Origin of the sequence: Streptomyces sp. R302, assembly GCF_012927245.1 — a bacterium.
Taxonomy (GTDB): Bacteria; Actinomycetota; Actinomycetes; order Streptomycetales; family Streptomycetaceae; genus Streptomyces.
This window is the reverse complement of sequence record NZ_JABBGE010000008.1, coordinates 443,438-467,112: the sequence shown is the minus strand read 5'-3', so window position 1 is coordinate 467,112 and position 23,675 is coordinate 443,438. Positions and strand designations below refer to the sequence as shown.

The window sequence follows — 23,675 nt, the reverse complement described above, 5'->3', positions numbered from 1 at the left end:
CCCCCCCCTCCCCTACGACCCCGGCTCGTCCACGGCGCGGGCGTAGGCGGCCGCGACGCGTTCGATGGAGTCGTCGAGGTAGCGGGCGAGGAGGCGTTCGGCATCGGCCCGCTCCCCCGTGCCCAGGGCCTCCAGGATCTCCTTGTTGCGGACGAGGTAGGGCTCGTGGAGGGCACGCGCGTCGTCCACCACGTGGAAGGCGAGGCGGAGTTCGGCGAGGACGCCGCGCATGAGCTCGTCGGTGCGGGCGCTGCTGGCGAGGGCGACGAGTTCCCGGTGGAAGTGGATGTTGGCGGTGGAGACCCCGCGCCAGTCGCCGGCCTCCGCGGCGGCCTCGCCCTCGGCGACGGCGGCGGCGAGGCCGGCCACCGGGAAGGGCGGGTCGCCGAGGCTCCGCACGACGGCGCATTCGACGAGCCGGCGGGTGCGGTAGATGTCCTCGACGTCGTCCACGGCGAGGACGCGGACGAAGACCCCGCGGTTGAGCTCGTGGACGAGCAGCCGTTCGTGGGTGAGGAGCCGGAAGGCCTCGCGGAGGGTGTTGCGGGAGACCCCCAGGGCGCCGCCGATGCTCTCCTCGGAGAGCCGGGTGCCGGGCGGGAAGAAGCCCTCGGCGATGCGGGTGCGCAGGATGTCGGCGACCCGTTCCGCCGTGCTGGTGCGGCCGAGCAGCGCCCGGTCGTCCGCCAGTCCCCCGGCCGTCCCGGCCGTGCCGGTGCCGCTCGCGTCCACGGTCCCCCTTCCTCACGGGGCGGTCGGCCCCGTCGTCGTCCGGCCGCCGAGTCAACCGCAGAAACGGATCCGGGACAACAGCCCCCTTGTCGAATCGTTGAACAATCCCCTACCTTGGCGCCACCGCACTGCCCCGCACAATCCCCGCACTGCCCCGCACTGCCCCGTACCGCCCCGCACGGCCCTCTCGTACGTCTCTCAGGCACGCCTCCCCCCACTGCGAGGTGCAGATGAGCACGGCACAGACCCGCCGGCACTCCGAGGACGACCGGCCCGACGGCCTGCCCGACGGCCTGCCCGACGAGCGGCCTGCCGACCGTCCCGGCACCGAAGGCGCCCTCGGCTGGCTGCGCGCCCTCGGCCCGCGCGGACGGCGTGCCTTCGGCGGCGCGTTCGGCGGCTACGCCCTCGACTCCTACGACTTCTTCACCCTCCCCCTGTCGATGGTGGCGATCGCCGCCTACTTCGGCCTCGACAAGGGCCAGACCGGACTCCTCACCACCGTCACCCTGGTGGTCTCGGCGGTCGGCGGCGCGCTCGCGGGCGTCCTCGCCGACCGGGTGGGCCGCGTCAAGGCCCTGATGATCACCGTCATCACCTACGCGCTCTTCACCGTGCTCTGCGGCTTCGCGCCGAACTACGAGACCCTGCTGGTCTTCCGGGCGCTCCAGGGCCTCGGCTTCGGCGGCGAGTGGGCGGTCGGGGCGATCCTGGTCGCCGAGTACGCCTCCGCCCGGCACCGGGGCCGTACGCTCGGCGCCGTGCAGTCGGCGTGGGCGGCCGGCTGGGCCCTCGCGGTGATCGTCTACACCCTGGTCTTCCAGTTCTTCGACGCCGACGTCGCCTGGCGGATCCTGTTCTGGACCGGCGCCCTGCCCGCGTTGCTCGTGCTCTGGGTGCGGCGGCACGTGGAGGACGCCCCGCAGGCGGCCGCCGCGCGCGTGGCGAGCCCTGAACGGGGCTCCCTGCGGGCGGTGTTCCGGCCCGGTCTGCTGCGCACCACGCTCTTCGCGATCCTGCTCTCCACGGGCGTGCAGGGCGGCTACTACACGCTCGCCACCTGGGTGCCGACCTTCCTCAAGACCGAACGCGGACTGACCGTCGTCGGCACCGGCGGCTATCTGACGCTGCTGATCTCCGGCGCGTTCATCGGCTACCTGACGGGGGGCCATCTGACGGACCGGATCGGCCGCAAGCGGAACATCGCGCTCTTCGCCCTCCTGTCGGCGGCGTCGGTGCTCGCGTACACCCAGATCCCGGCGGGCGCGAACACCCTCCTCCTGGTGCTGGGTTTCCCGCTCGGCTTCTGCATGTCGGCCATCTTCAGCGGCTTCGGCTCCTTCCTCGCCGAGCTGTACCCGACGCCGGTGCGCGGCACCGGCCAGGGACTCACGTACAACACCGGCCGCGCGATCGGCGCCGTCTTCCCGACCCTGGTCGGATTCCTCTCGGAGAGCTGGGGCGTCGGCGGGGCGCTGGTCTTCGGCGCGGTGGGGTACGGGATCGCGGTCGTCGCGCTGCTCGGCCTGCCGGAGACGCGCGGGAAGGAGCTCGGGTGAACGGCATCGGCCTCCGGGGCTTCTGAAGCCCCGGAGCAGCATCACAGCACCACCCCAGCATCACAGCACCACCCCAGTACGACAGCACGACAGCACCGGTGAAAGGAACAGCACCATCATGAGCGGGGTCTCCATCGACCTGAACGCCGATCTCGGGGAGGGCTTCGGCCGCTGGACGCTGACCGACGACGAGCGGCTGCTCTCCGTCGTCACCAGCGCCAACGTGGCCTGCGGCTTCCACGCGGGGGACGCGGTCACCATGCGGCGGGTGTGCGAGCTCGCCGCCGAGCGGGGGGTGAGGATCGGGGCCCAGGTGTCCTACCGGGATCTCGCCGGTTTCGGGCGGCGGGCGATGGAGGTGCCGGCGGTCGAGCTGGCCGCCGAGGTGGCGTACCAGATCGGCGCCCTGGAGGTCTTCGCCCGCGCGGCCGGCTCCCGGGTGGCGTACGTGAAGCCGCACGGGGCGCTCTACAACCGGGTGGTGCGGGACGCGGAGCAGGCGGCCGCGGTCGTCGACGGGGTGCTGCTCGCGGGCGGCGCGCTGCCGGTGCTCGGGCTGCCGGGTTCGCGGCTGCACGAGGCGGCGGAGCGGGCGGGCCTCCCGGTCGTCGCCGAGGCCTTCGGCGACCGCGCCTACCGGGCCGACGGTTCCCTGCTGCCACGGGGGCAGGAGGGGGCCGTGGTGCACGATCCGGACGCGGTGGTCGAGCGGTCGGTGACGCTGGTCCGCGCGGGCACGGTCACCGCGCACTGCGGGACGGCCGTGGCCGTGCGGGCGCACTCGCTCTGCCTGCACGGGGACACCCCGGGCGCGGTGGATCTCGCCCGGCGCGTCCGGGTGGGCCTGGAGTCGGCCGGGGTCACCGTGGGGGCGTTCGCGTGAGGGTGCTGCGGGTGGGCGAGCACGCCCTCCTGGTCGAACTGGCCGACGCGGGCGCCGCCGAGGCCCTCCACGCGGAGCTGCTGCGGCGCCGGGCGGCCGGCGCGCTGCCCGGCGTACGGGAGATCGTGCCGGCGGCGCGGACGGTGCTGCTCGACGGGGTGGCCGAGCCCGCGCGGCTCGCGGCCGAGCTGCCCGGCTGGGAGCCGCGGCCGGGGCACGCGCGCGTGGGCGAGGTCGTGGAGGTTCCGGTCCGGTACGACGGGCCGGACCTGGCCGAGGTGGCCGCCCGGTGGGGTGTGTCGCCGCGGGAGGCGGTTCGGATCCACTCCTCGGCCGAGTTCCGGGTCGCCTTCTGCGGTTTCGCGCCGGGCTTCGGCTATCTGACGGGGCTCGGGGCGCGGTACGAGGTGCCGCGCCGGGCGACGCCCCGGACGGCGGTGCCGGCCGGTTCCGTGGCGCTGGCGGGGCCGTACACGGGCGTGTACCCGCGTTCCTCGCCGGGCGGCTGGCAGCTGATCGGGACGACGGACGCGGTCCTGTGGGACACCGGGCGGGAGCCCGCGGCGCTGCTTTCGCCGGGCACGCGCGTACGGTTCGTCCCGGCGCCCCGGACGGGGGCCGGCCGGTGAACGACCGTGCCGTCGCCGTCGTCGGGGCCGGCGCCCTGACCACCGTGCAGGACCTGGGGCGGCCGGGCTTCGCGCACCTGGGCGTGCCCCGGTCGGGGGCCCTGGACCCGGCCGCCGCCCGGCTGGTGAACCGGCTGGTCGGCAACGCCGAGGACGCCGCCGTCCTGGAGACCACCGTCACCGGCTGCGCGCTGCGGCCCCGGAGCGCGGTGACGGTGGCGGTGGGCGGGGCGCCCTGCCCGGTCCGGGCGGACGGCCGGCCGCTGCCCTGGGGCACGGCGGTACGGGTCCCGGCCGGGGCGCTCCTGGAGGTCGGGCCCGCGGTGCGCGGGCTGCGCTCGTACGTGGCGTTCGGCGGCGGGATCGCCGTCGAACCGGTGCTCGGCAGCCGCTCCACCGACCTGCTGTCCGGGCTCGGCCCGGCGCCGCTGGCCGAGGGGGCGGTGCTGCCGCTGGGGGCGGCCGCGGCCGTACGGGGGTCGGTCGACGCTCCCCCCTGGCCGGGCCCGCCGGACGAACTCGTCCTGCGGGTCCGGCTCGGGCCGCGCGACGACTGGTTCACCAGTGCGGCGCGCGAAGCCCTCACCACGCGCGCGTACCTGGTGTCCTCGGCGAGCAACCGGATCGGGCTCCGCCTCGACGGGCCGGCCCTGGAACGGGCCCGTCCCGGGGAGCTGCCCAGCGAGGGCATGGTCCTGGGGGCGGTGCAGGTGCCGCCGGACGGACGGCCGGTGGTGTTCCTGGCCGACCATCCGACGACCGGCGGCTATCCGGTGGTGGCGGTGGTGCGGGAGGCCGACCTGGGAGCGGCCGCGCAGGCCGTGCCGGGCACCCGGGTCCGGTTCGTCACGAGCCGGTAGGAGCGTCCTCCGGCGGAGGGGTGCCGTAGCCCCCGCCGCCCGGTGTGCGGACGACCAGGACGTCGCCGGGGGCGACCTCGGTGGTCGCGGCGCCGTCGAGGTGCTCGACGGTGCCGTCGGCGCGCTCGACGAGGTTCTCGCCGAGCGCGCCGGGCTCGCCACCCGCCATGCCGTACGGGGGCACCCGCCGGTGTCCGGTGAGGAGGGCGACCGTCATCGGCTCCAGGAAGCACAGCCGCCGCTCCACGCCGGCGCCACCGTGCCACCGGCCCCGGCCGCCGCTGCCCTCGCGCACGGCGAAGGCGTCGAGGCGGACGGGGTGGCGCCACTCCAGGATCTCGGGGTCGGTGAGGCGGGAGTTGGTCATGTGGGTCTGGACGGCGTCGGCGCCGTCGAAGCCGTCGCCCGCGCCGGAGCCGCTGGCGAGGGTCTCGTAGTACTGGACGCGGTCGTCGCCGAAGGTGAGGTTGTTCATGGTGCCGGAGCCCTCGGCCTGGACGCCGAGGGCCGCGTAGAGGGCGCCGGTGACGGCCTGGGAGGTCTCGACGTTCCCGGCGACGGTGGCGGCGGGCGGTTCGGGGGCGAGCATGGAGCCGGGCGGGACGCGGATCTCCAGGGGTTCCAGGCAGCCGCTGTTGAGGGGGATGGCCTCGTCGACGAGGGTGCGGAAGACGTAGAGGACGGCGGCCATGACGACGGCGGTGGGGGCGTTGGCGTTGCCGGGGAGCTGCGGCGAGGTGCCGGTGAAGTCGAGGACGGCGGAGCGCCGTTCGCGGTCGACGCGGACGGCGACCTGGATGACGGCGCCGGAGTCGGTCTCGTACCGGTGGGTGCCGTCCTGGAGGCGGGCGACGAGGCGGCGGACGGACTCCTCGGCGTTGGCGCGGACGTGGCCCATGTAGGCCTGGACGGCGTCGAGTCCGAACTCGGCGACGGTCCTGCGGAGTTCCTCGATGCCCTTCTCGTTGGCGGCGATCTGGGCGCGCAGGTCGGCGAGGTTGGTGTCGGGGTCGCGGGAGGGGTACGGGGCGCCGGTGAGCAGGGCGCGGGTCGCGGTCTCGCGGAGCCTGCCGTCGCGGACGAGGAGCCAGTCGTCGAAGCGGACGCCCTCCTCGTCGATCGTGCGGCTGAAGGCGGGCATGGAGCCGGGGGTGATGCCGCCGATCTCGGCGTGGTGGCCGCGGGAGGCGACGAGGAAGAGCAGCTCCTCTCCCGCGTCGTCGAAGACGGGGGTGACGACGGTGACGTCGGGCAGGTGGGTGCCGCCGTGGTACGGGTCGTTGACGGCGTAGACGTCGCCGGGGCGCAGGTCGCCGGCGCGGCGGCGCAGGACCTCCTTGACGGTCTCGCCCATGGAGCCGAGGTGGACGGGGATGTGGGGGGCGTTGGCGACGAGGTTGCCCTCGGCGTCGAAGAGGGCGCAGGAGAAGTCGAGCCGTTCCTTGATGTTGACGGAGTGGGCGGTGTTCTCCAGTCGGACGCCCATCTGCTCGGCGATGGCCATGAAGAGGTTGTGGAAGACCTCCAGGAGGACCGGGTCGACGTCGGTGCCGGCGGCGGTGCGGGCGGGGCGCGGGACGGCGCGGGTGAGCAGCAGGTGGCCGGTGTCGGCGACGGTGGCGCGCCAGCCGGGGTCGACGACGGTGGTGGCGTCGTCCTCGGCGAGGATCGCGGGCCCGTCGACGGTGTCGCCGGGGCGCAGGTCCTCACGGCGGTGGAGCGGGGTGTCGGAGGCGGTGCCGCCGTCGTGGGTGCGGACGGTGGCGCGGGGGGCGAGGGGGCCGGTGCGGGCTCCGGCGGGGACGTGGACGGGGCCGTGCGGGCCGGCGGTGCCGACGGCCTCGACGGTGACGGCCTCCGCGACGAGCGGCTTGTCCATGGTGAAGGCGTAGCGGGCGCGGTGGTCGGCGGCGAAGGCCGCGGCCATCTCCTCGGCGGGGCCGAGGTCGACGGGGAGGGACGCGTCGGTGCCGGCGTAGCGGAGGAGTACGCGCGCGTGGGTGGTGATGGCGGTGTCGGGGAGGCCGTCGGCGCGGAGTTCGGCCCGGGTGCGGTCGGCGAGTTCGGCGGCGACGTCCGTCACGCGCGCGTGGGTGCCGGGGTCGTCGAGCGGGGCCTCGACGGAGCGTTCGCGCAGGGCGGTGGCGTCGGCGAGGCCGATGCCGTACGCGGAGAGGACGCCGGCGAGCGGGGGGACGAGGACGGTGTCGACGCCGAGGGCGTCGGCGACGGCGCAGGCGTGCTGGCCGCCGGCGCCGCCGAAGCAGGTGAGGGCGTAGCGGGTGATGTCGTGGCCGCGCTGGACGGAGATCTTCTTGACGGCGTTGGCCATGTCGAGGACGGCGATCCGCAGGAAGCCGGCCGCGACCTCCTCGGGGGTGCGGTCTCCGCCGACCTCCTCGGCGAGGGCGGTGAACCGTTCGCGGACGACGTCGGCGTCGAGGGTTCGGTCGCCGTCCGGGCCGAAGACGGCCGGGAAGTGCTCGGGCTGGATCCGGCCGAGCATCACCTGGGCGTCGGTGACGGTGAGGGGGCCGCCGCGCCGGTAGCAGACGGGTCCGGGGACGGCGCCGGCCGAGTCGGGTCCGACGCGGTAGCGGCGCCCGTCGTAGTGGAGGACGGAGCCGCCGCCGGCGGCGACGGTGTGGATGCTCATCATGGGTGCGCGCATCCGCACCCCGGCGACCTGTGAACCGAGTTCACGCTCGAAGGTCCCGGCGTAGTGCGACACGTCCGTGGACGTGCCGCCCATGTCGAAGCCGATGACCCGCTCGTGTCCGGCCTGGGCGGAGGTACGGGCCATGCCGACGACGCCGCCCGCCGGTCCGGACAGGACGGCGTCCTTGCCCCGGAAGTGGGCGGCCTCCCGCAGTCCGCCGTTGGACTGCATGAACATCAGGCGGATCCCGGCGAGTTCGGCGGCGACCTCGTCGACGTAGCGGCGCAGCACCGGGGAGAGGTAGGCGTCGACGACGGTGGTGTCGCCGCGCGGGATCAGCTTGATGAGCGGGCTGACCTCGTGCGAACAGCTGACCTGGGTGAACCCGGCGGCCTCGGCGGCGGCCGCCACGCGCTGCTCGTGCTCCGGGTGGCGGTAGCCGTGCATCAGGACGACGGCGGCGGAGCGGATCCCCTCCCGGTGGGCGGCGTCGAGCGCGGTGGCGACGGCGTCCTCGTCGAGGGGGCGGACGACCGTGCCGTGGGCGTCGACCCGCTCGGGGACCTCGGCCACGCGCGCGTACACCGCCTCGGGCAGCACGATGTGCCGGTCGAAGAGCCGCGGCCGGTTCTGGTAGGCGATCCGCAGGGCGTCGCGGAAGCCCTCCGTGATGAGCAGCAGGGTCGGCTCCCCGCGCCGCTCCAGGAGGGCGTTGGTGGCGACGGTGGTGCCCATCTTGACGACGGCGACGCGGTCGGCGGGGACGGGTTCGCCGGGGGCGAGGCCCATGAGGAGCCGGATCCCGGCCACGGCCGCGTCCTGGCGGCGGGCCGGGTCGTGGGAGAGGACCTTGCGGGTGACGAGGCGCCCGTCGGGGCGCCGCCCCACGACGTCGGTGAAGGTGCCGCCCCGGTCGATCCAGAACTCCCAGCGCCCGCTCATTCCCCCATTGTGGCCGCGAGTGCCTCGGCGAGGGCGGTCGCGGCACGCGCGTCGAGGGCTCCGCCGCCGGCGCCGTCCGTCCGGTGGGGCAGTTCCTCGCCCGCGAGCAGCAGCAGCTGCGGCAGCAGGTCGCGGCTGCGGCGCAGCACCCAGCCCGTCCCGGCCGTGGCGAGCCACCGGGCGGTCGCGGCGCGGGTGGGCGGCGGCTCGGACGCCTCCGGCGAGGGCGCGGGCCCCCGGGCGAGCCCGCGCTCCGCCAGGACCCGGTGGAAGGCCCCGGCGACCGCGCGGTGGCCGCGCTCGCCCGGATGGAGCCGGTCGGCGCTCCACAGCCGCCGGTCCTCGGTCCAGGTCGGGTCGGCGAGGTGGACGTGGACGGCACCCGGAGGCGGGTGGCGGCGGCCATGGCGCGGACGCCGAGGACGAAGGGGCCGGCGAGGTGGACGAGGTCGGCGCGGTGGGCCGCGAGGGCGGCGGCGACACGGCGGCTGGGGAGGGCGACGCGGACCTGGGCGTAGCCGGGCAGGGGCAGGGAGGGGACGCGCACCACGGGGCACGGCGCGTCTGCGTCGGCGGCGGGGTCGGGGACGGCGGGGGCGATCACCAGGGGCTGGTGGCCCCGGCGGACGAGGTGGCGCGCGGTCTGCAGGGCGCAGTGCGCCACACCGTTGATGTCAGGGGGGAAGGATTCGGTGACGATGACGACACGCATACGGGTGTTCTCGTCGCGCCCGACGTGTCCCCGCCGACGTGGATCTGGACACCGGGGGAACGTCCCGTGAGCTTTTCCCGCCCGGCCCGCCCGGCCCGCGCGACCGCGGGCCCCGGGGCCGTACGCACTGCCGCATGCCGGTGCCGTACGCCACTCGGGACGGGTACCCGACGGCTTCCGTCCCCGGGGCGGGGCCACGCTCGGCGGGTCTCGCCGGGGGCCGCGCCGCCCCGGGGCGGTGCATCGCAAGGCACCGGAGCACCTCGATAGCAGAGCTATGGGGGCGTCTCGGCAACGCGGCGAGGTGCCGTGCCAGGCGTCGCGGCCCCGTCCGTGATCCGCCGGACAGGCCCTAGACCTGGAGGTCGGGGCCGATGCGGTTGCGGACCGCCGTCTGGACCTCGACCTCTTCGGCCGGGTCGGCGGCGAGGCGGCGCAATCGCTCGGCCACGCGCGCGTCGGCCGTCTCCGCGTGCTGGGCCGCGATCTCGCGGGTGGTCTCCTCGCAGTCCCAGAGGCACTCGACGGCGAAGCCGCTGGCGAAGCAGGGGTCGGTGGCCGCGAGGGCGCGGGCCGTGCGGCCGCGCAGTTGGGAGGAGGCCGTCTCCCGGTAGACGTGGCGCAGCACGGGTGCCGCGCAGGCGATGCCGAGGCGGCCGGCGCCGTCGACGAGGACGCCGAGGGCGGCCGCGTCGGGCCCGCCGGTGCGGATGGCGGTGCGCAGGGCGCCGAGGACGAGCCCGGCGTCCCGTGGCTCGCCGCGCGCGGCGAGGGTCTCGCCGGCGGCGGCGCCGAGGGGGTCGGTGCGGTGGATCCAGGCGCGGGCGCGGGCGACCGCGTCCTCGCCGCACATGCGGAGGTAGGCGGTGACGGCGGCCCGGGCGACGGCCAGCGCCTCGCGGTCGACGGCTCCGGGCACGTCGGCGTAGGGACCGGTCTGTCCGGGTGCGGTGCCGGCGGCCGTATCGAGGGGGTGTACGGCGTCGGCGGCGGCCTCGACGAGGTCGAGGACGGCGGGGTCCCGGGTGGCGGCCAGGTGGTGCAGGGCGGCGGCGCGCGCGCCGGGGGCGCCCGAGCGGGCGGCGGCCAGCAGCTCGGGGCGGTCCTCGGGGCCTGCCACGGCGGACAGGCAGCGGGCGGCGGGGCCGGCGAGGTCGGCGCCGCGCTCGTACCCCTCCTGGGCCCAGTCGAGGACGGCGCGGACGCTCCAGCCGGGGCGGGGCCCGGTGGGGCGCAGCTGCCGCTGCCAGCGGTCGAAGGAGCCGTGTTCCTGGGCGGCGCGGACGCGGGCGCCGACGGCGTCGCGCTGGTCCTCGGCCCACAGGCGCCAGGGGCGGGGCTCGAAGGCGTCGCGGACGGTGCCGGCGAGCGCGGTGTCGCCGGCCTCGTCCTGCGGGAAGCGGGCGAGGACGGGCTCGGCGAGCGAGCGCAGTCCGGCGTCGTCGTCGCGCAGGGCGAGCTCGTCGAGGGCCCAGGCCCAGTTGGCGCCGGTGGCCGCGTAGCGCCGGAGGAGCAGCAGGGCGTCGTGGCGTCCGTAGGAGGCCAGGTGGCCGAGGACGGCGAGGGCGAGGCCGGTGCGCTGCTCCTCGGGGTCGAGGTGGTCCTCGGGCGCGAAGAGGTGCGCCTCGATGGCCTCCAGGCCTCCGTGGAGGTCGAGGTAGAGCCGGGCGTAGTAGAGGGAGCGGTTCTCGACCCGCCAGTCGTGGCGCGGGTCGGCGAGCACGCAGTGGTCGAGGGCGGCGAGGGCCTCGGCGCGTGGTGCGGCGAGGGCGTGCAGGGTGCCGTCGCCGCGGCCCCTCTGCAGCAGGCCGAGCAGGGTGCCGCTCGGCGCTATGGCTGGTTCGAACATGGGAAGACGCCTCACATCAAGCTGTCGTCACGACGGGTGGACCGGGGTGGCCGGGATCGGGCACAGGGCCCGTCCGCGCGGAGCCCGGCCTAGTAGGCCGTGGGACAACATGTCGGGCCGTCCGTCGTACGTCGCTTGTGCGCGCTGCTCATCTTCCTCTGCCTCTCGTCCGTGGCCCGGTCGGACGGCCGGGCTTGTCGTCATGATGACCGACCGTCCGCACGGTCGCGACCACATTTACGGACCCGTTCCCACCTGGGGTTCAGGCCGCGTTCACCTGGTGGTGAAGAGCTCCAGGAGTTCGGTCTTGCCGAACATGCGTGCGGTGTCCAGGGCGGACGGAGTCCCGGACTCCGGATTCGCGCCGCCGGCGAGGAGGGCGCGGATGACGGCGTCGGCGCCCTTGAAGACGGCTCCGGCGAGCGGGGTCTGGCCGCGGTCGTTGGCGCGGTCGGCGTCGGCTCCGCGCTCCAGGAGGGCCGTGACGGCGTCGGCGTGGCCGTGGTAGGCGGCGAGCATGACGAGGGTGTCGCCCCGGTCGTTGGTGAGGTTCGCGGGGACGCCCGCGTCGAGGCAGGCGGCGAGGGCCGCCGCGTCGCCGGTGCGCGCCAGGTCGAAGACCTTCGACGCCAGCTCGACGACCTCGGGGTCCGGGGTCTCGCTCATGTTCACAACCGCCTTCCGTGCTCCGACCGCGTACCGCGCGCGTGCCGCCCGGTATCGCCTGCCCTTGACCTGCGCACGGCAAGCGCGGCCGTACGAGTGAATCGACAGGGTACTGCCCGCGCGGTGACATGACCGCGTCCGGCCGAGGCAAGGATCACGGCGTCCACCCCCCGTGACCTCCGCCTCTCGTCGCTCCCTTACCCCACTTCGACGGTTTCGCCACCCGGGACGGCGATCACCGTCCGCCGGTCAAGTGAAAACGCCCGCCATTCACCTGAATGCACCTTTAGTCACATAGATACTTGCCGTGAACCTGGAAGGACTCATCGTGACTGTCCCCTCAACCAGGAGAACACCCAATGATCCTGTCCATCTCAGGCGTGGTCCTGCTCGGCATCATCTGCTTCCTGTTCTTCAAGAAGGACGGCCTCAAGGCCTCGCACGCCCTCGTCTGCGCGCTCTTCGGCTTCTATCTGGCGGGCACCGCCATCGCACCGAGCATCACCGCGGGCGGCCAGAGCCTGGCCGGCCTGCTGGGCGGAATCAAGTTCTGACGCCACTCACCCCCTTCCACCACTCCAGGAGTACGACGTGTCCCGGCGACCACTCCCCCGCATTCTGAGCAACGGCGGCGCGCAGCTCGCGCGCGGCCGAGAGATCGCGCGGTCGGCCGCCGACAGCGCCACCGACGTGCTCCACCCGCTGATCACGGTCTCCCGAGGTCTGCGGAAACTGGCCGCGACCGCGCGCGCCAAGTGGGCCGCGACCCCCAAGGAACGGCGCGGTCCCACGCTGTTCCTGGTCGCGGCCTGCGTCCTGGTCGTCGCCCTCGTGCCGTACGGGCCGCTGCTCGCGCTCGTCGCGCTCATGGGCGCCGCCGCGTGGAAGGGGCGTGAGAAACCGGTCGTGAAGACCGGCCCCGACGAGGCGGAGGCGGCCCGGCTGAAGGGGCTCTACGAGGCCCTGGTGCCGTACTTCTCCGTCCCCGAGGACCCCGACCCGCTCTTCGTCCACGGCGGCGACTGGGCCCGGGCCTTCGGCGACCACGCCTTCGACGACAGCGGCCGCCTGACGCGGCTGCGGATCTCCTACCCGCCGTACTTCACCGACGGCGAGGCCGCCTCGCGCGCCCGCATCGAGCAGCTCCTGCACGCCAAGTCGGGGCGCGGCCGCGAGTACCTCTTCGACTGGGACGAGGAGGGCAACCGGCTCGTCATGCACGTGCTGTCCGCCCTCCCGACCACCATCGCCGCCCAGCGGTTCGTCACCGCCCCCGGCGAGACCGTCCTCGGCTTCACCGACGCCGACGCCGTGCAGCGGACCGTGCCGGTCGTCTCGGCGGACGGCTCCGAGGACGCGCCGGCCGTCGTCTGGCGCACCGGCCCGCGCTCCACCGAACCGCACCTGCTCGCCGTCGGCCAGCCCGGCAGCGGCACCACCTCCCTGCTGCGCTCCCTGGCGCTCCAGGCCCTCCCTCACGGTGACGTGCTGATCGTGGACGGGGCCGGTGCCGGCGAGTACGCCTGCCTGGTCGGCCGCGACGGCGTCCTCGGCGTCGAGAGCGAGCTGTCCGGCGCCCTGGAGAGCCTGGAATGGGCCTCCCACGAGACCGAGCGGCGGCTGATCTCGGCCAACCGCGCCCGGCAGGCCGGTCACCCCGCCCCGGCGGACACCCGCCGCCCGCTGTGGATCCTCCTCGACCGCCCCGGCGTCCTCGGCCATCTGGCCGCCACCGAGGGCCGGCCCGACCCCCAGGAACTGCTCCAGGTGCCGCTGCGGCACGGGCGGGCGGCCCAGGTGACGGTGGTGGTGGCGGAGCAGTTCGACACCGCCGACGCGCTCCACGAGGGGGTACGCGCGCACACCCGCGCCCGCGTGGTCCTCGGCCCCGCCTCCCCCGAGCAGATCGCCTCGGTGCTCGGCGCCGCGCCGCACACCACGCCGACCCCGCAGGTCCCGCCGGGCCGCGGCTACGCCCGCCTCGGCACCGGCCCGGTCCTCCGCCTCCAGGTGCCGGCCACGCCCGACCCGTACGACGACGCCGTCGGCGACACCGACCGGCAGGCCGTCCTCGACCTGCTGCCGGAGCGGCGGGCGGCGGCCACGGTGGCCCTGGAGAAGGTCCCGGAGGCGGCGGCCGAACCGAACCCCGGCCCCTTCCCCCGCCACACCCCGGTCCCCGCGGAGGGCTGACCCCGCCGGAAGCGGGAGACGGCGAAGGCCGGTACGGACCCCAGGTCCGCACCGGCCTTCGCCGTCTCCACGCGCGCGTGCCCGAAGACGGTCTCCACGCACGCGTGCCCGGGTCCGTCTCCACGCGCGCGTGGAGACGGACCCGTGCTCCGGCCGCGCTCAGGCCACGAAGGTCCTGAGCGGCTCCGCTCCCCCGCCGAGTCCGGACTCGACCAGCCGGGCCGCGGCGGCCAGCCGGACGGCGGCCTCCTCGGCGACCGGTCCGCCGACGGTGAACGGCAGCCGGACGTACCCCTCGAAGGCACCGTCGACGCCGAAGCGGGGCCCGGAGGGAACGCGGACGCCGACCCGTTCGCCCGCCTCCGCCACCCGGGAGCCGGAGAGCCCGCCGGTGCGCACCCAGAGCGTCAGACCGCCCTGCGGCACCTCGAACTCCCACTCCGGCAGCTCCCTGCGGACCGCCGCGACGAGCGCGTCCCGGTTCTCGCGCGCCTGCGCCCTGCGCAGGTCGACGGCCTGCTCCCAGCCGCCGGTGCGCATCAGCCAGTTGACGCCGAGCTGCTCCAGGACCGGGGTGCCCAGGTCGGCGTAGGCGCGGGCGGCGACGAGGGAGCGGATGACGTCGGGCGCGGCCCGGACCCAGCCGATCCGCATCCCGGCCCAGAACGCCTTGCTCGCCGAGCCCACGGTGAGGACGGTGGAGCCGGCCGGGTCGAAGGCGCAGACCGGCCGGGGCATCGCCACGTCGTCGTCGAGGTACAGCTCGGTCATCGTCTCGTCGACGACCAGGACGGTGCCGGCCGCCCGGGCGGCCTCCACGAGCCCCCGGCGCTGGTCCTCGTCGGCGAGGGCGCCGGTCGGGTTGTGGAAGTCGGCGACCACGTACGCGAGGCGGGGCGCGGCCTCGCGCAGCACCTGGCGCCAGCTGCCCAGGTCCCAGCTGCCGAGCCCCTCGGACATGGCGACGGGGACCAGCCGGGCGCCCGCCTCCCGCATGAGCTGGAGGATGTTCGCGTACGAGGGGGACTCGACGGCGATCCGCTCGCCGCGTCCGGCGAAGAGGTGGCAGATGGCGTCCATGGCGCCCATGGCGCCGGTGGTGACCATGATCTGCTCGGGCATCGTCGGGATGCCCCGGGCGGTGTAGCGCTCGGCGAGCGTGGCGCGCAGCGTGGGGAGCCCGGCGGGGTAGTCGCCGTGGGTGTGCGCGTACGGCGGCAGTTCCTCCAGGGCGCCCTGGACGCTGCGGGTCAGCCAGGGCTCGGGGGCGGGCAGCGCGGCGCAGCCGAGGTCGATGAGGGAGCCGAGGGTCTCCGGCGGCAGCGGTTCGAGGCCGCGCGCGGGCAGCGGGTTGCCGGCCGGCACGGCGGTCCAGCTGCCGGCGCCGCGCCGGGACTCCAGGAAGCCCTCGGTGCGCAGCGCCTCGTAGGCGGCGGCGACGGTGGTGCGGCTGACGGTGAGGGCGAGGGCGAGTTCGCGCTCGGCGGGCAGCCGGGCGGCGACCGGCACCCGCCCCTCCAGGACGAGCAGGCGGATGCCGTCGGCGAGGGCGCGGTAGGCGGGCGGCTTCCGGGCGCCGGGGCCCGCGGGCCGGGGCTGCTGCGCCTGGAGCTGCCGGGCGAGCTGGGCGGCCCCGACGGCCGAAGTCCACTGAGCCATGGAAATCAGTCCACCTTCCTCGAATTGGCCATGGTTGGCATCTGTTCTCCCGCCACAGAGTGTCATGGGTCGGTCCACCCGCACCACAGGGGGCCACGATCCACCGTCACCACCACCCACAGGGGGCACGCCCATGTCGATCGCCTCCGGCCCGCGCGGCCGGTACCTCACCCGCCGACTCGTCCAGCTCTACGCGGGTCTCGTCCTCTACGGCGTGAGCTCGGCGATGCTCGTCCGCAGCGGCCTCGGTCTGGAGCCGTGGAACGTGCTGCACGAGGGCCTGTCGGAGGTCACCGGTCTCTCCATGGGCGTCGTCCTGACGATCGTCGGCGCCCTCGTCCTGCTCCTGTGGATCCCGCTGAGGCAGCGGCCGGGCCTGGGGACGGTCTCGAACGTCCTCGTGATCGGCGCGGCGATGGACGGCGCCCTGGCCCTGCTGCCCGAGGGCCACGGGCTGCCCGCGCGCATCGCCCTGCTGGTGCTCGGTATCACGCTGAACGGGGTGGCGACCGGTCTCTACATCGCGGCCCGCTTCGGTCCGGGGCCGCGCGACGGCCTCATGACCGGTCTGCACCGCCTCACCGGGCGCTCGATCCGGTTGATCCGCACCCTGATCGAGGTCACGGTCGTCGCCACCGGCTTCCTGCTCGGCGGCTCCGTCGGCGTCGGCACGGTCCTCTACGCGCTGTCGATCGGTCCGCTCGCCCAGCTCTTCCTGCGCCTCTTCGCCGTCCCCGAGCCGGACGCCGTCGGCGCCGAGGTCGCCACGGAGTCACCGGAAGGCGCCATACTGCGGCGGTGACTCGCGTACGACACCCCTATCTCGACCACCCGCTCCCCCTGCCCTTCGCCCACCGGGGCGGCACGGCGGACGGCCTGGAGAACACCGCGGCGGCCTTCCGCCGGGCCGCCGCGGCGGGCTACCGCTACTTCGAGACCGATGTGCACACCACCGCCGACGGCGTTCTGGTGGCCTTCCACGACGCGACCCTGGACCGGGTGACGGACGCCCCGGGCCGGATCAGGGACCTGCCGTGGGCGGCGGTGCGGGAGGCCCGGGTGGCCGGCAAGGAGCCGCTTCCGCTCTTCGAGGACCTGCTCCAGGAGTTCCCCGAGGCCCGCTGGAACGTGGACCTGAAGACGGAGTCGGCGCTCGCCCCGCTGGTCGACCTGATCTCCCGCACCGACGCCTGGGACCGGGTCCTCGTCAGCTCCTTCACCGAGGCCAGGATCGCCCGCGCCCAGCGCGTCGCGGGCCCGCGCCTGGCCACCTCGTACGGCGTGACCGGCGTCGCGGCCCTGCGGCTGCGCTCGCTCGGCCTGCCGGCCCCGCTGCGGGCCGGCGCGGTGGCGGCGCAGGTCCCGGAGACGCAGGGCGGGATCCGCGTGGTGGACCGCCGTTTCGTCCGGGCGGCGCACGCGCGCGGCCTCCAGGTGCACGTGTGGACCGTGAACGACCCGGAGCGCATGGACTCTCTCCTCGACCTGGGGGTCGATGGCATCATGACCGATCATCTGGAGACGCTGCGCGAGGTCCTCACCGCCCGCGGGGCATGGGCCTGAGGGCGAGCGGGCATCCGGGGACGGGGACGAACGAGGGGGGCGTGCGGCCGTGACCGCCGAGACGACCGGGCCCGAGGGGCCCATCACCGATCCGGCCGAGCGCAGACGGGAGCAGCGCGGCTGGTACTTCTACGACTTCGCCTGCTCCGTCTACTCGACCAGCGTCGTGACCGTGTTCCTGGGTCCGTACCTGAACGAGCTGGCGAAGACGGCCGCCGGCGGCGGGACGCACGTGTACCCGCTCGGCATCCCGGTGCACGTCGACTCGCTCTTCGCCTACGCGGTGTCGCTCTCGCTCGTGGTGGCCATCGTCGCGATGCCTCTGATGAGCGCGGCGGCCGACCGGTCGGGCCGGAAGAAGCCGCTGCTCGCGGCGGCCGCCTACCTCGGGGCGATCGCGACGACCTGCATGTTCTTCCTGAAGGACGACCGCTATCTGCTCGGCGCCCTCCTGCTGATCGTCGCGAACGCCGCGCTCGCGGTGTCGATGATGCTCTACAACTCCTATCTGCCCCAGATCGCCGAGCCGGAGGAGCGGGACGCGGTCTCCTCGCGCGGCTGGGCCTTCGGCTACACCTCGGGCGCGCTGGTCCTGGTGCTCAACCTGGTCCTGTACTCGGGCCACGAGTCCTTCGGCCTGTCGGCGGGCGAGGCGGTCCGGATCTGCCTGGCCTCCGCGGGGCTCTGGTGGGGCGCCTTCGCGCTGATCCCGCTGCGGCGGCTGCGCGACCGGCGGCTGCCACCGGCCGGCGCGGCCCCGGCGGACGGGACGGGCGCGGTCGGGGCCGGCTGGCGCCAGCTGCGGGCGACGCTCGTGGACATGCGCAACCACCCGAAGACGCTCGCCTTCCTGCTCGCCTACCTGGTCTACAACGACGGGGTCCAGACGGTGATCTCGCAGGCGGCCGTCTTCGGCAAGAACGAGCTGGGCCTGGAGCAGACGACGCTCATCACGGCGGTCCTGCTCGTCCAGGTGCTCGCGGTCGCCGGAGCGCTCGCGATGGGCCGGCTCGCCCGGACGCACGGAGCCAAGCGGACGATCCTGGGCGCGCTGGTCGTGTGGACCCTCATCCTGCTCGGGGGGTACTTCCTGCCGGCCGGGGCGCCGCTCTTCTTCTACTGCCTGGCGGCGGCCATCGGCCTCGTGATGGGCGGGACGCAGGCGCTGTCGCGCTCGTTGTTCTCGCACACGGTGCCCGAGGGCAAGGAGGCGGAGTACTTCTCGGCGTACGAGCTGAGCGACCGGGGACTGAGCTGGCTCGGCCCTCTGGTGTTCGGGCTCGTGAACCAGCTGACCGGAAGCTATCGAGCTGCCATCATCTCCCTGGTGATCTTCTTCGTGGCCGGATTCGTCCTCCTCGCGCGGGTGCCGGTGCGCGAGGCGGCACGGGAGGCGGGCAATGTCGTACCCGAGCGAATTTAGACGCGGAAGTGAAAGGCCGGTAGTGTACGCGTTTGGCCTGCCAGGCGGACCGTTACTGCGTGCTGCTTTGGTGAAGACCACAAGTTACATCTGCCGCCAGATGTGACAAAACGGGCACTGGTGGGTACAACAAGGGGCGGCACGACGGGCGACGCATTACCCGGAACGGGAATCTTTCTCGCCGACCGGACGTTGACCGGATGACGACGACAGCGACACCTGTCCTGTGGGCGACAAGCCCGGGAGGCACGATTCATGAGTGAGCGAGCTCTTCGCGGCACGCGCCTCGTGGTGACCAGCTACGAGACCGACCGCGGCATCGATCTGGCACCTCGCCAGGCCGTGGAGTACGCATGCGAGAAGGGCCATCGTTTTGAGATGCCCTTCTCGGTGGAGGCGGAAATTCCGCCGGAGTGGGAATGCAAGGTCTGCGGAATCCAGGCTCTCCTGGTGGACGGCGACGGACCCGAGGAGAAGAAGGGCAAGCCGGCGCGTACGCACTGGGACATGCTCATGGAGCGGCGTACCCGTGAGGAGCTGGAGGAGGTCCTCGCCGAGAGGCTGGCCGTCCTGCGCTCCGGCGCCATGAACATCGCGGTGCATCCGCGCGACAGCCGCAAGTCCGCCTGACGGACGACCCGGCAAGAGAAACGCCGAGGGGCCCGGTACACGATCCGTGTACCGGGCCCCTCGGCGTTCCCGCACTCGCACGCGGCCGGGTCGGTCGGCCCGTACCCGGCCTCTTCGGGGGGTGGTCGTACGCGCCCGGTCAGGGCGTCAGCGGCGGGCGGCGGTCGTCGGCGGGGCCGTACGGCCCCTGGGGGGCGTCGTCGCGGATGACCTCGCCCTGCACCACCTTCCCGTCCGGGCGGTGCATACGGGCCTGCTGGAAGGCGTCCTGGAGGCTGCCGGGAGGCGCCGCGGCCATCCGGCGCTCGACCGCCCTCTCCGCGGCACGCCCGAGGGCCGTACGCACCGGGGGCACGAGCAGCAGCAGTCCGGCGACGTCGGAGAGGAGCCCGGGGATCATCAGGAGCAGCCCGCCGAGCATCAGGAAGCCGTTGCGGTCCTCGGCGCCCTTGCGGTCGGCCTCGCTCGGAGCCGTACCGCTCTGGGCGGCGGCCTGGGCCTGCTGGAAGGTGGAGGTGAGGTTGGCGAAGGCCCGGCGTCCGGCCCGCTTGATCACCACGGTGCCGAGCACGGCGCCGCCGATCAGCAGGAGCAGCACGGTGAGCCCGCCGGCCGCGTTCGCGACGACGGTGAGCAGCCAGATCTCCAGGACCAGCCAGGCGGCCAGGCCCAGCGGAAGGAGGGTGCGGGCCCGGGAGCGCCGGGGAGCGGAGGAGGACGGTACGCCGGTCGTCATGCGCTCCAGTGTGCCTGGGACGCCGGAAAAACGTCGTAAGGAAAAGATCAGCCCGGCCCCGTGGGGCCGGGCCGTCCGTGACGTCAGGCGCTCTTGCGGCCCAGGGCCTTGGAGAGCTTCTCGGCGCGGGCGGTGACGCCCCAGCCGGTGACCCGCCAGAGGGCCTCGACGACGATGTTGCGGCTCATCTTGGAGTCGCCGATCTCGCGCTCGACGAAGGTGATGGGGACCTCGACGACGTGGAAGCCGGCGGCGACGGCGCGGCGGGCGAGGTCGACCTGGAAGCAGTAGCCGGCCGAGGCGACGTCCTCCAGGCCGAGGCCCTCCAGGGTCTCCTTGCGGAAGGCGCGGTAGCCGCCGGTGACGTCGCGGATCGGTACGTCGAGCATGAGGCGGGAGTACAGGCTGCCGCCGCGCGAGATGAACTCGCGGGACTTCGGCCAGTTCACGATCCGGCCGCCAGGCACCCAGCGGGAGCCGAGGACGAGGTCGGCGCCCTTGAGCGCGGTGAGCAGCCGGGGCAGCTCCTCGGGCTGGTGGGAGCCGTCGGCGTCCATCTCGACGAGGACCTCGTAGCCGTGCTCCATGCCCCAGCGGAAGCCCGCGAGGTAGGCGGCGCCCAGCCCCTCCTTGCCCTTGCGGTGCAGGACGTGGACGTGGTCGTCGTCGGCCGCGAGCTCGTCGGCGAACTTGCCGGTGCCGTCGGGGCTGTTGTCGTCGGCGACGAGGATGTGCGCCTCAGGGACGGCCTCCCGCACCCGCGCGACGATCGGCCTGATGTTGTCCGCCTCGTTGTAGGTCGGAATGATCACCAAGGCCTTGCCGAGCGGGCCGTAACGCCTCACGCCACCGTCGTTCACTACTGCCCCTTCGGATACAGACACAGGCCCCCACCTTAGCGAGGTCTCCGACGTGGTCTGGTCCTGCGGGGTGTGAGACGTGCGACCCCGGTACGGGGTGCGGTGCGGGGCCCGACGTCCTTCGGTCCGACCCGGGACCCGCCGGCTGCGGATCGACACAAGGCCGTTGTCTACTGAACGTCCGGGCCCCACCCGGGTCGCACCTTCCGCCGGTGAAACCTTCCCTCGCGGGCCGAGGCGCGGGCGGCGGTCGGCGCGGGCGAGGAGGTGTGGTCCGGTCGGACGTCCTGTGGTGGACGCGGGAGAACCTACCGGGCCATGGCGGTCGGCTGTCAACACCCGTTTGACCTGCGGGGTTCCCGAGAAGCCGCAGGCCGGACGGGAAGATCCGCAGGTCGGGGACGAACCCGTGGTGCGTACATCCGGGTGATCGTCAACCGCACATCACTCGTTCGGCCGTACGAAAACCGTCTGTCCGTACACGACCGTCCGCAGGCAGACGGGGAGCTCGACCCCGGGGGACAGATCGGGCAGACCGGGTGTTCCGGACCGGGGGTCGGTGGACCAGCGGGCCACCCGGTCGTCGGGCGCCTGGACGACCAGGTCGCCGGTCCGCCAGATCGCGTAGTCGGCGGGCGCGCCCGGCACCAGGATGCCGGCGTCGTCCCGGCCGACCGCGCGCCAGCCGCCGCGCGTGTGGGCGGTGAAGGCCGCCCGGACCGAGATCCGGTGCTCGGGGGTGCGGTGGAAGGCGGCGGCCCGGACGGTCCCCCACGGGTCGAGCGGGGTGACCGGGCTGTCCGAGCCGAAGGCCAGCGGCACGCCGGCCCGCAGCAGGGCCGCGTACGGGTTGAGGGTGCGGGCCCGCTCGGCGCCGAGCCGCTCGGCGTACATGCCGTCCTCGCCGCCCCACAGGGCGTCGAAGGCGGGCTGGACGGAGGCGGTCAGGCCGAGCTCGGCGAAGGCGGCGACCGTCTCGGGGGTCAGCATCTCGGCGTGCTCGACGCGGTGCCGGGCGGCCCGGATCCGGGCCAGGCCGAGCTTCTCGGAGGCGGCCCTGACGCCGTCCACGACGGCGCTCACCGCGGCGTCGCCGATGGCGTGGAAGCCGGCCTGGAGCCCCGCCTCGGTGCAGGCGACGACGTGCGCGGCGACCGCGGCGGCGTCCAGGTGGGCGGCCCCGGTGTGACCGGCCGAGTCCGCGTACGGCTCGTGGAGGCAGGCGGTGTGCGAGCCGAGGGAGCCGTCGGCGAAGAGGTCGCCGGCCGCGCCGAGGGCGCCGAGCGCCCGGGCCCGCTCGATGTCCAGGTCGGCCCAGTAGCCGACCACCCGGGGGCCGGGCTCACTGCGGGCGAGGTCGAGGAGGCCGGTGAAGTCGTCCTCGGAGGAGATCCGCGGCCCGCCGCACTCGTGGAGGGTGCCGATGCCGAGGGAGGCGGCGTGGGCGCGGGCGGCGCGCTGGGCCTCGGCGCGCTGGGCCGGGGAGACGGCGGCGAAGGCGGCGGCGCGGACCGCGTGGCGGGCGTCGCCGGTGAGCGGCGCGCGCCCCTCGTGGAAGCCGTCGAGCTCCCGCACGCCGGGGACGAGGTCGAGCAGCGCGGTGGTGACGACGGCCGAGTGGACGTCGATCCGGGTGAGGTAGAGCGGGCGGCCGCCGGTCAGGCCGTCCAGCTCCTCGCGGGTGAGCGGGCGCCGCTCGGGCCAGCGGGAGGCGTCCCAGCCGTGCCCGATGAGGATGCGGTCCCCGGGACGGGCGGCGGCGTGCGCGCGGATCAGCTCCGCCGCCTCGGCGAGCGAGGCGGCGGAGGAGAGGTCGAGGCCGGTGAGGGCGAAGCCGGTGGCCGTGGTGTGGACGTGGGCGTCCACGAAGGCCGGGGCGACGAGCGCGCCCTCCAGGTCGATCACCTCGTCCACGCCTGAGGCGAAGGCGTCGGCGGCGCCCTCCTCGCCCACCCAGGCGACGTGACCGCGCTCCACCACCATGGCGGTGGCGAAGGGGTCGGCGGGGCTGTGGACTTCTCCACCGCGCAGCAGCACGGTGCGGTGTTCGCCGGAGTTCAGGCTTTCGCTCATGCGACCAGGCTAAATGCGGGGCGGCCTGGCTTCGTACGGGGTGGACAGGACGACGGTGGTGCGGCTGGAGACGTGCGCCTGGGAGCGGATCCGGCTGAGCAGGTGCTCCAGCTCCAGGGGCGTGGCGACCCGGACCTTCAGGATGTAGTTCTCGTCGCCGGCGACGCTGTGGCAGGCCTCGATCTCGGGGATGTCGGCGAGCCGGTCGGGGGTGTCGTCGGGGGCGCTGGGGTCGAAGGGTTTGACCGAGATGAAGGCGGTCAGCGGCAGGCCCACCGCCTCGGGGTCGACGACGGCGGCATAGCCGCGGATGACTCCGCGCTGCTCCAGACGGCGGACGCGCTGATGCACGGCCGACGTGGACAGGCCGGTGGCCTTGCCCAGGTCGGTGTAGCTCATGCGCCCGTCCTTGACGAGCAACTCGACGATCTGACGATCCAGCTCCTCCATGCGCCGACCCTATTGCGCCGAAGGGTCCCGGGCCCAGCCGGGAGGGAGCCTTATAGACCGCTATGGGCCTTCACGGGGCACCTGCGACAGGCATGTGACGAACGCCACAGGTTTGCCCGGGGCATCCGAGCTCCGCTCACGGTTATGCGGAGTTCCGTATGGGAAGGGCTTGCTGTGGTTCCGGCCGCACAGTATCGGCCGACCGGTCCGAGGGGGAGATTCTCCATGCAGGAGCCCGTTGATTCCGTCGAGCCGTCCGACGAGTTCGACGCGTACGACACCTTTGAGATGTACCGGGTGGTGTGCCCGGAGTGCGATCAGCCGATCGCCCTGCTCGCCGACGAGGACGCGCTGCCCGAGCACGCGCTCTGCCCGTCTCCGTGGAACCCCTTCACCCTGACGGTGTGTCCGGGCACCGGCCGGGCCGCCGACGACGCGGACTCCGCCGACGCGGAGCCCGGCGTCCAGGAGCAGGACACCGCGCTCCTGCTGACGCTCCCCCAGGGACTCGACTGGCGGACCCAGCCGTTCTCGCACATCGGCGGCCCCGGCTCGCGGCCGATCCGCTCGGCGCAGCTGCGCCGAGCGGCCTGAGGC

The 23,675-nt window shown here is 74.4% G+C and carries 21 protein-coding genes and 1 pseudogene; 11 read left to right on the top strand and 11 right to left on the bottom strand.

The features are described from left to right. Positions 1 to 12 precede the first annotated feature (12 nt). Complete coding sequence (locus tag HHL19_RS26275) at positions 13 to 732, bottom strand: GntR family transcriptional regulator (RefSeq protein ID WP_346768600.1); 720 nt, start codon at positions 730 to 732, stop codon at positions 13 to 15. A 230-nt stretch (positions 733 to 962) separates the two neighbouring features. Between HHL19_RS26275 and HHL19_RS26270 the strand changes: the two genes are divergently transcribed. The 4 genes from HHL19_RS26270 (at position 963) to HHL19_RS26255 (ending at position 4,663) form a co-directional block, all read left to right on the top strand. Continuing rightward, complete coding sequence (locus HHL19_RS26270; protein ID WP_169092803.1) at positions 963 to 2,291, top strand: MFS transporter; 1,329 nt, start codon at positions 963 to 965, stop codon at positions 2,289 to 2,291. Between the two features lie 118 nt (positions 2,292 to 2,409). After that, a complete protein-coding gene (locus HHL19_RS26265; protein WP_169092802.1) occupies positions 2,410 to 3,174 on the top strand; it encodes a 5-oxoprolinase subunit PxpA in 765 nt (254 codons plus the stop codon). Further along, entirely contained in the window at positions 3,171 to 3,803 is a 633-nt protein-coding gene (gene pxpB, locus HHL19_RS26260; RefSeq protein ID WP_169092801.1) for a 5-oxoprolinase subunit PxpB, read from the top strand. Before HHL19_RS26265 ends, pxpB begins: the two co-directional genes overlap by 4 nt. Further along, positions 3,800 to 4,663, top strand: coding sequence for a biotin-dependent carboxyltransferase family protein (locus HHL19_RS26255; RefSeq protein WP_169092800.1), 864 nt, complete (start codon positions 3,800 to 3,802; stop codon positions 4,661 to 4,663). The genes pxpB and HHL19_RS26255 overlap by 4 nt, the downstream gene beginning before the upstream one ends. Here HHL19_RS26255 and HHL19_RS26250 read toward each other — a convergent pair. The 5 genes and pseudogenes from HHL19_RS26250 to HHL19_RS26230 form a co-directional block, all read right to left on the bottom strand. Further along, positions 4,650 to 8,264, bottom strand: a complete 3,615-nt coding sequence (locus HHL19_RS26250; RefSeq protein WP_169092799.1) for a hydantoinase B/oxoprolinase family protein — start codon at positions 8,262 to 8,264, stop codon at positions 4,650 to 4,652. The genes HHL19_RS26255 and HHL19_RS26250 overlap by 14 nt on opposite strands. Continuing rightward, a complete protein-coding gene (locus tag HHL19_RS38590; RefSeq protein ID WP_346768599.1) occupies positions 8,261 to 8,413 on the bottom strand; it encodes a hypothetical protein in 153 nt (50 codons plus the stop codon). Before HHL19_RS38590 ends, HHL19_RS26250 begins: the two co-directional genes overlap by 4 nt. Positions 8,414 to 8,631: 218 nt before the next feature. Then, positions 8,632 to 8,976: pseudogene (locus HHL19_RS26240) on the bottom strand (glycosyltransferase); the annotation flags it as partial. Positions 8,977 to 9,328: 352 nt separating this feature from the next. Then, positions 9,329 to 10,825 carry a HEAT repeat domain-containing protein gene (locus HHL19_RS26235; RefSeq protein WP_169092798.1) on the bottom strand — a complete coding sequence of 499 codons (1,497 nt, stop codon included), beginning with the start codon at positions 10,823 to 10,825 and terminating at the stop codon, positions 9,329 to 9,331. Positions 10,826 to 11,098: 273 nt separating this feature from the next. Then, entirely contained in the window at positions 11,099 to 11,491 is a 393-nt protein-coding gene (locus HHL19_RS26230; RefSeq protein ID WP_169092797.1) for an ankyrin repeat domain-containing protein, read from the bottom strand. 359 nt (positions 11,492 to 11,850) lie between these two features. On the opposite strand from HHL19_RS26230, the gene HHL19_RS26225 reads away from it, so the two are divergent. Both HHL19_RS26225 and HHL19_RS26220 read left to right on the top strand, forming a co-directional pair. Continuing rightward, a complete protein-coding gene (locus HHL19_RS26225; RefSeq protein ID WP_030493667.1) occupies positions 11,851 to 12,045 on the top strand; it encodes a hypothetical protein in 195 nt (64 codons plus the stop codon). Positions 12,046 to 12,082: 37 nt separating this feature from the next. Beyond that, positions 12,083 to 13,684 carry a hypothetical protein gene (locus HHL19_RS26220; protein WP_169092796.1) on the top strand — a complete coding sequence of 534 codons (1,602 nt, stop codon included), beginning with the start codon at positions 12,083 to 12,085 and terminating at the stop codon, positions 13,682 to 13,684. 159 nt (positions 13,685 to 13,843) lie between these two features. Here HHL19_RS26220 and HHL19_RS26215 read toward each other — a convergent pair whose 3' ends face one another. Further along, entirely contained in the window at positions 13,844 to 15,343 is a 1,500-nt protein-coding gene (locus HHL19_RS26215) for a PLP-dependent aminotransferase family protein (protein ID WP_169092795.1), read from the bottom strand. 133 nt (positions 15,344 to 15,476) lie between these two features. Between HHL19_RS26215 and HHL19_RS26210 the strand changes: the two genes are divergently transcribed. From HHL19_RS26210 to HHL19_RS26195, 4 genes are all read left to right on the top strand, one after another. Further along, positions 15,477 to 16,145 carry a hypothetical protein gene (locus HHL19_RS26210; RefSeq protein ID WP_169092794.1) on the top strand — a complete coding sequence of 223 codons (669 nt, stop codon included), beginning with the start codon at positions 15,477 to 15,479 and terminating at the stop codon, positions 16,143 to 16,145. Beyond that, entirely contained in the window at positions 16,142 to 16,906 is a 765-nt protein-coding gene (locus HHL19_RS26205) for a glycerophosphodiester phosphodiesterase (RefSeq protein ID WP_169092793.1), read from the top strand. Before HHL19_RS26210 ends, HHL19_RS26205 begins: the two co-directional genes overlap by 4 nt. 49 nt (positions 16,907 to 16,955) lie before the next feature. Continuing rightward, on the top strand, positions 16,956 to 18,329 hold the full coding sequence (locus HHL19_RS26200) for an MFS transporter (protein ID WP_169092792.1): 1,374 nt from the start codon (positions 16,956 to 16,958) through the stop codon (positions 18,327 to 18,329). 255 nt (positions 18,330 to 18,584) lie between these two features. Then, complete coding sequence (locus tag HHL19_RS26195; RefSeq protein ID WP_015032218.1) at positions 18,585 to 18,959, top strand: RNA polymerase-binding protein RbpA; 375 nt, start codon at positions 18,585 to 18,587, stop codon at positions 18,957 to 18,959. A 139-nt stretch (positions 18,960 to 19,098) separates the two neighbouring features. On the opposite strand, the gene fxsA is transcribed toward HHL19_RS26195, so the two are convergent. From fxsA to HHL19_RS26175, 4 genes are all read right to left on the bottom strand, one after another. After that, positions 19,099 to 19,695 (bottom strand): FxsA family membrane protein, encoded by a 597-nt coding sequence (gene fxsA / locus HHL19_RS26190; protein ID WP_169092791.1) that lies wholly within the window; start codon positions 19,693 to 19,695, stop codon positions 19,099 to 19,101. 83 nt (positions 19,696 to 19,778) lie between these two features. Next, positions 19,779 to 20,555, bottom strand: coding sequence for a polyprenol monophosphomannose synthase (locus tag HHL19_RS26185; protein ID WP_169092790.1), 777 nt, complete (start codon positions 20,553 to 20,555; stop codon positions 19,779 to 19,781). A 444-nt stretch (positions 20,556 to 20,999) separates the two neighbouring features. Continuing rightward, positions 21,000 to 22,628 carry an amidohydrolase gene (locus HHL19_RS26180; protein ID WP_169092789.1) on the bottom strand — a complete coding sequence of 543 codons (1,629 nt, stop codon included), beginning with the start codon at positions 22,626 to 22,628 and terminating at the stop codon, positions 21,000 to 21,002. Positions 22,629 to 22,637: 9 nt separating this feature from the next. Beyond that, positions 22,638 to 23,078 (bottom strand): Lrp/AsnC family transcriptional regulator, encoded by a 441-nt coding sequence (locus tag HHL19_RS26175; RefSeq protein WP_030493658.1) that lies wholly within the window; start codon positions 23,076 to 23,078, stop codon positions 22,638 to 22,640. A gap of 225 nt (positions 23,079 to 23,303) precedes the next feature. Here HHL19_RS26175 and HHL19_RS26170 point away from each other — a divergent pair, with 225 nt between their 5' ends. Then, positions 23,304 to 23,672: a hypothetical protein gene (locus HHL19_RS26170; protein ID WP_169092788.1), complete on the top strand. Its 369-nt coding sequence runs from the start codon at positions 23,304 to 23,306 to the stop codon at positions 23,670 to 23,672. Positions 23,673 to 23,675: the final 3 nt, after the last annotated feature.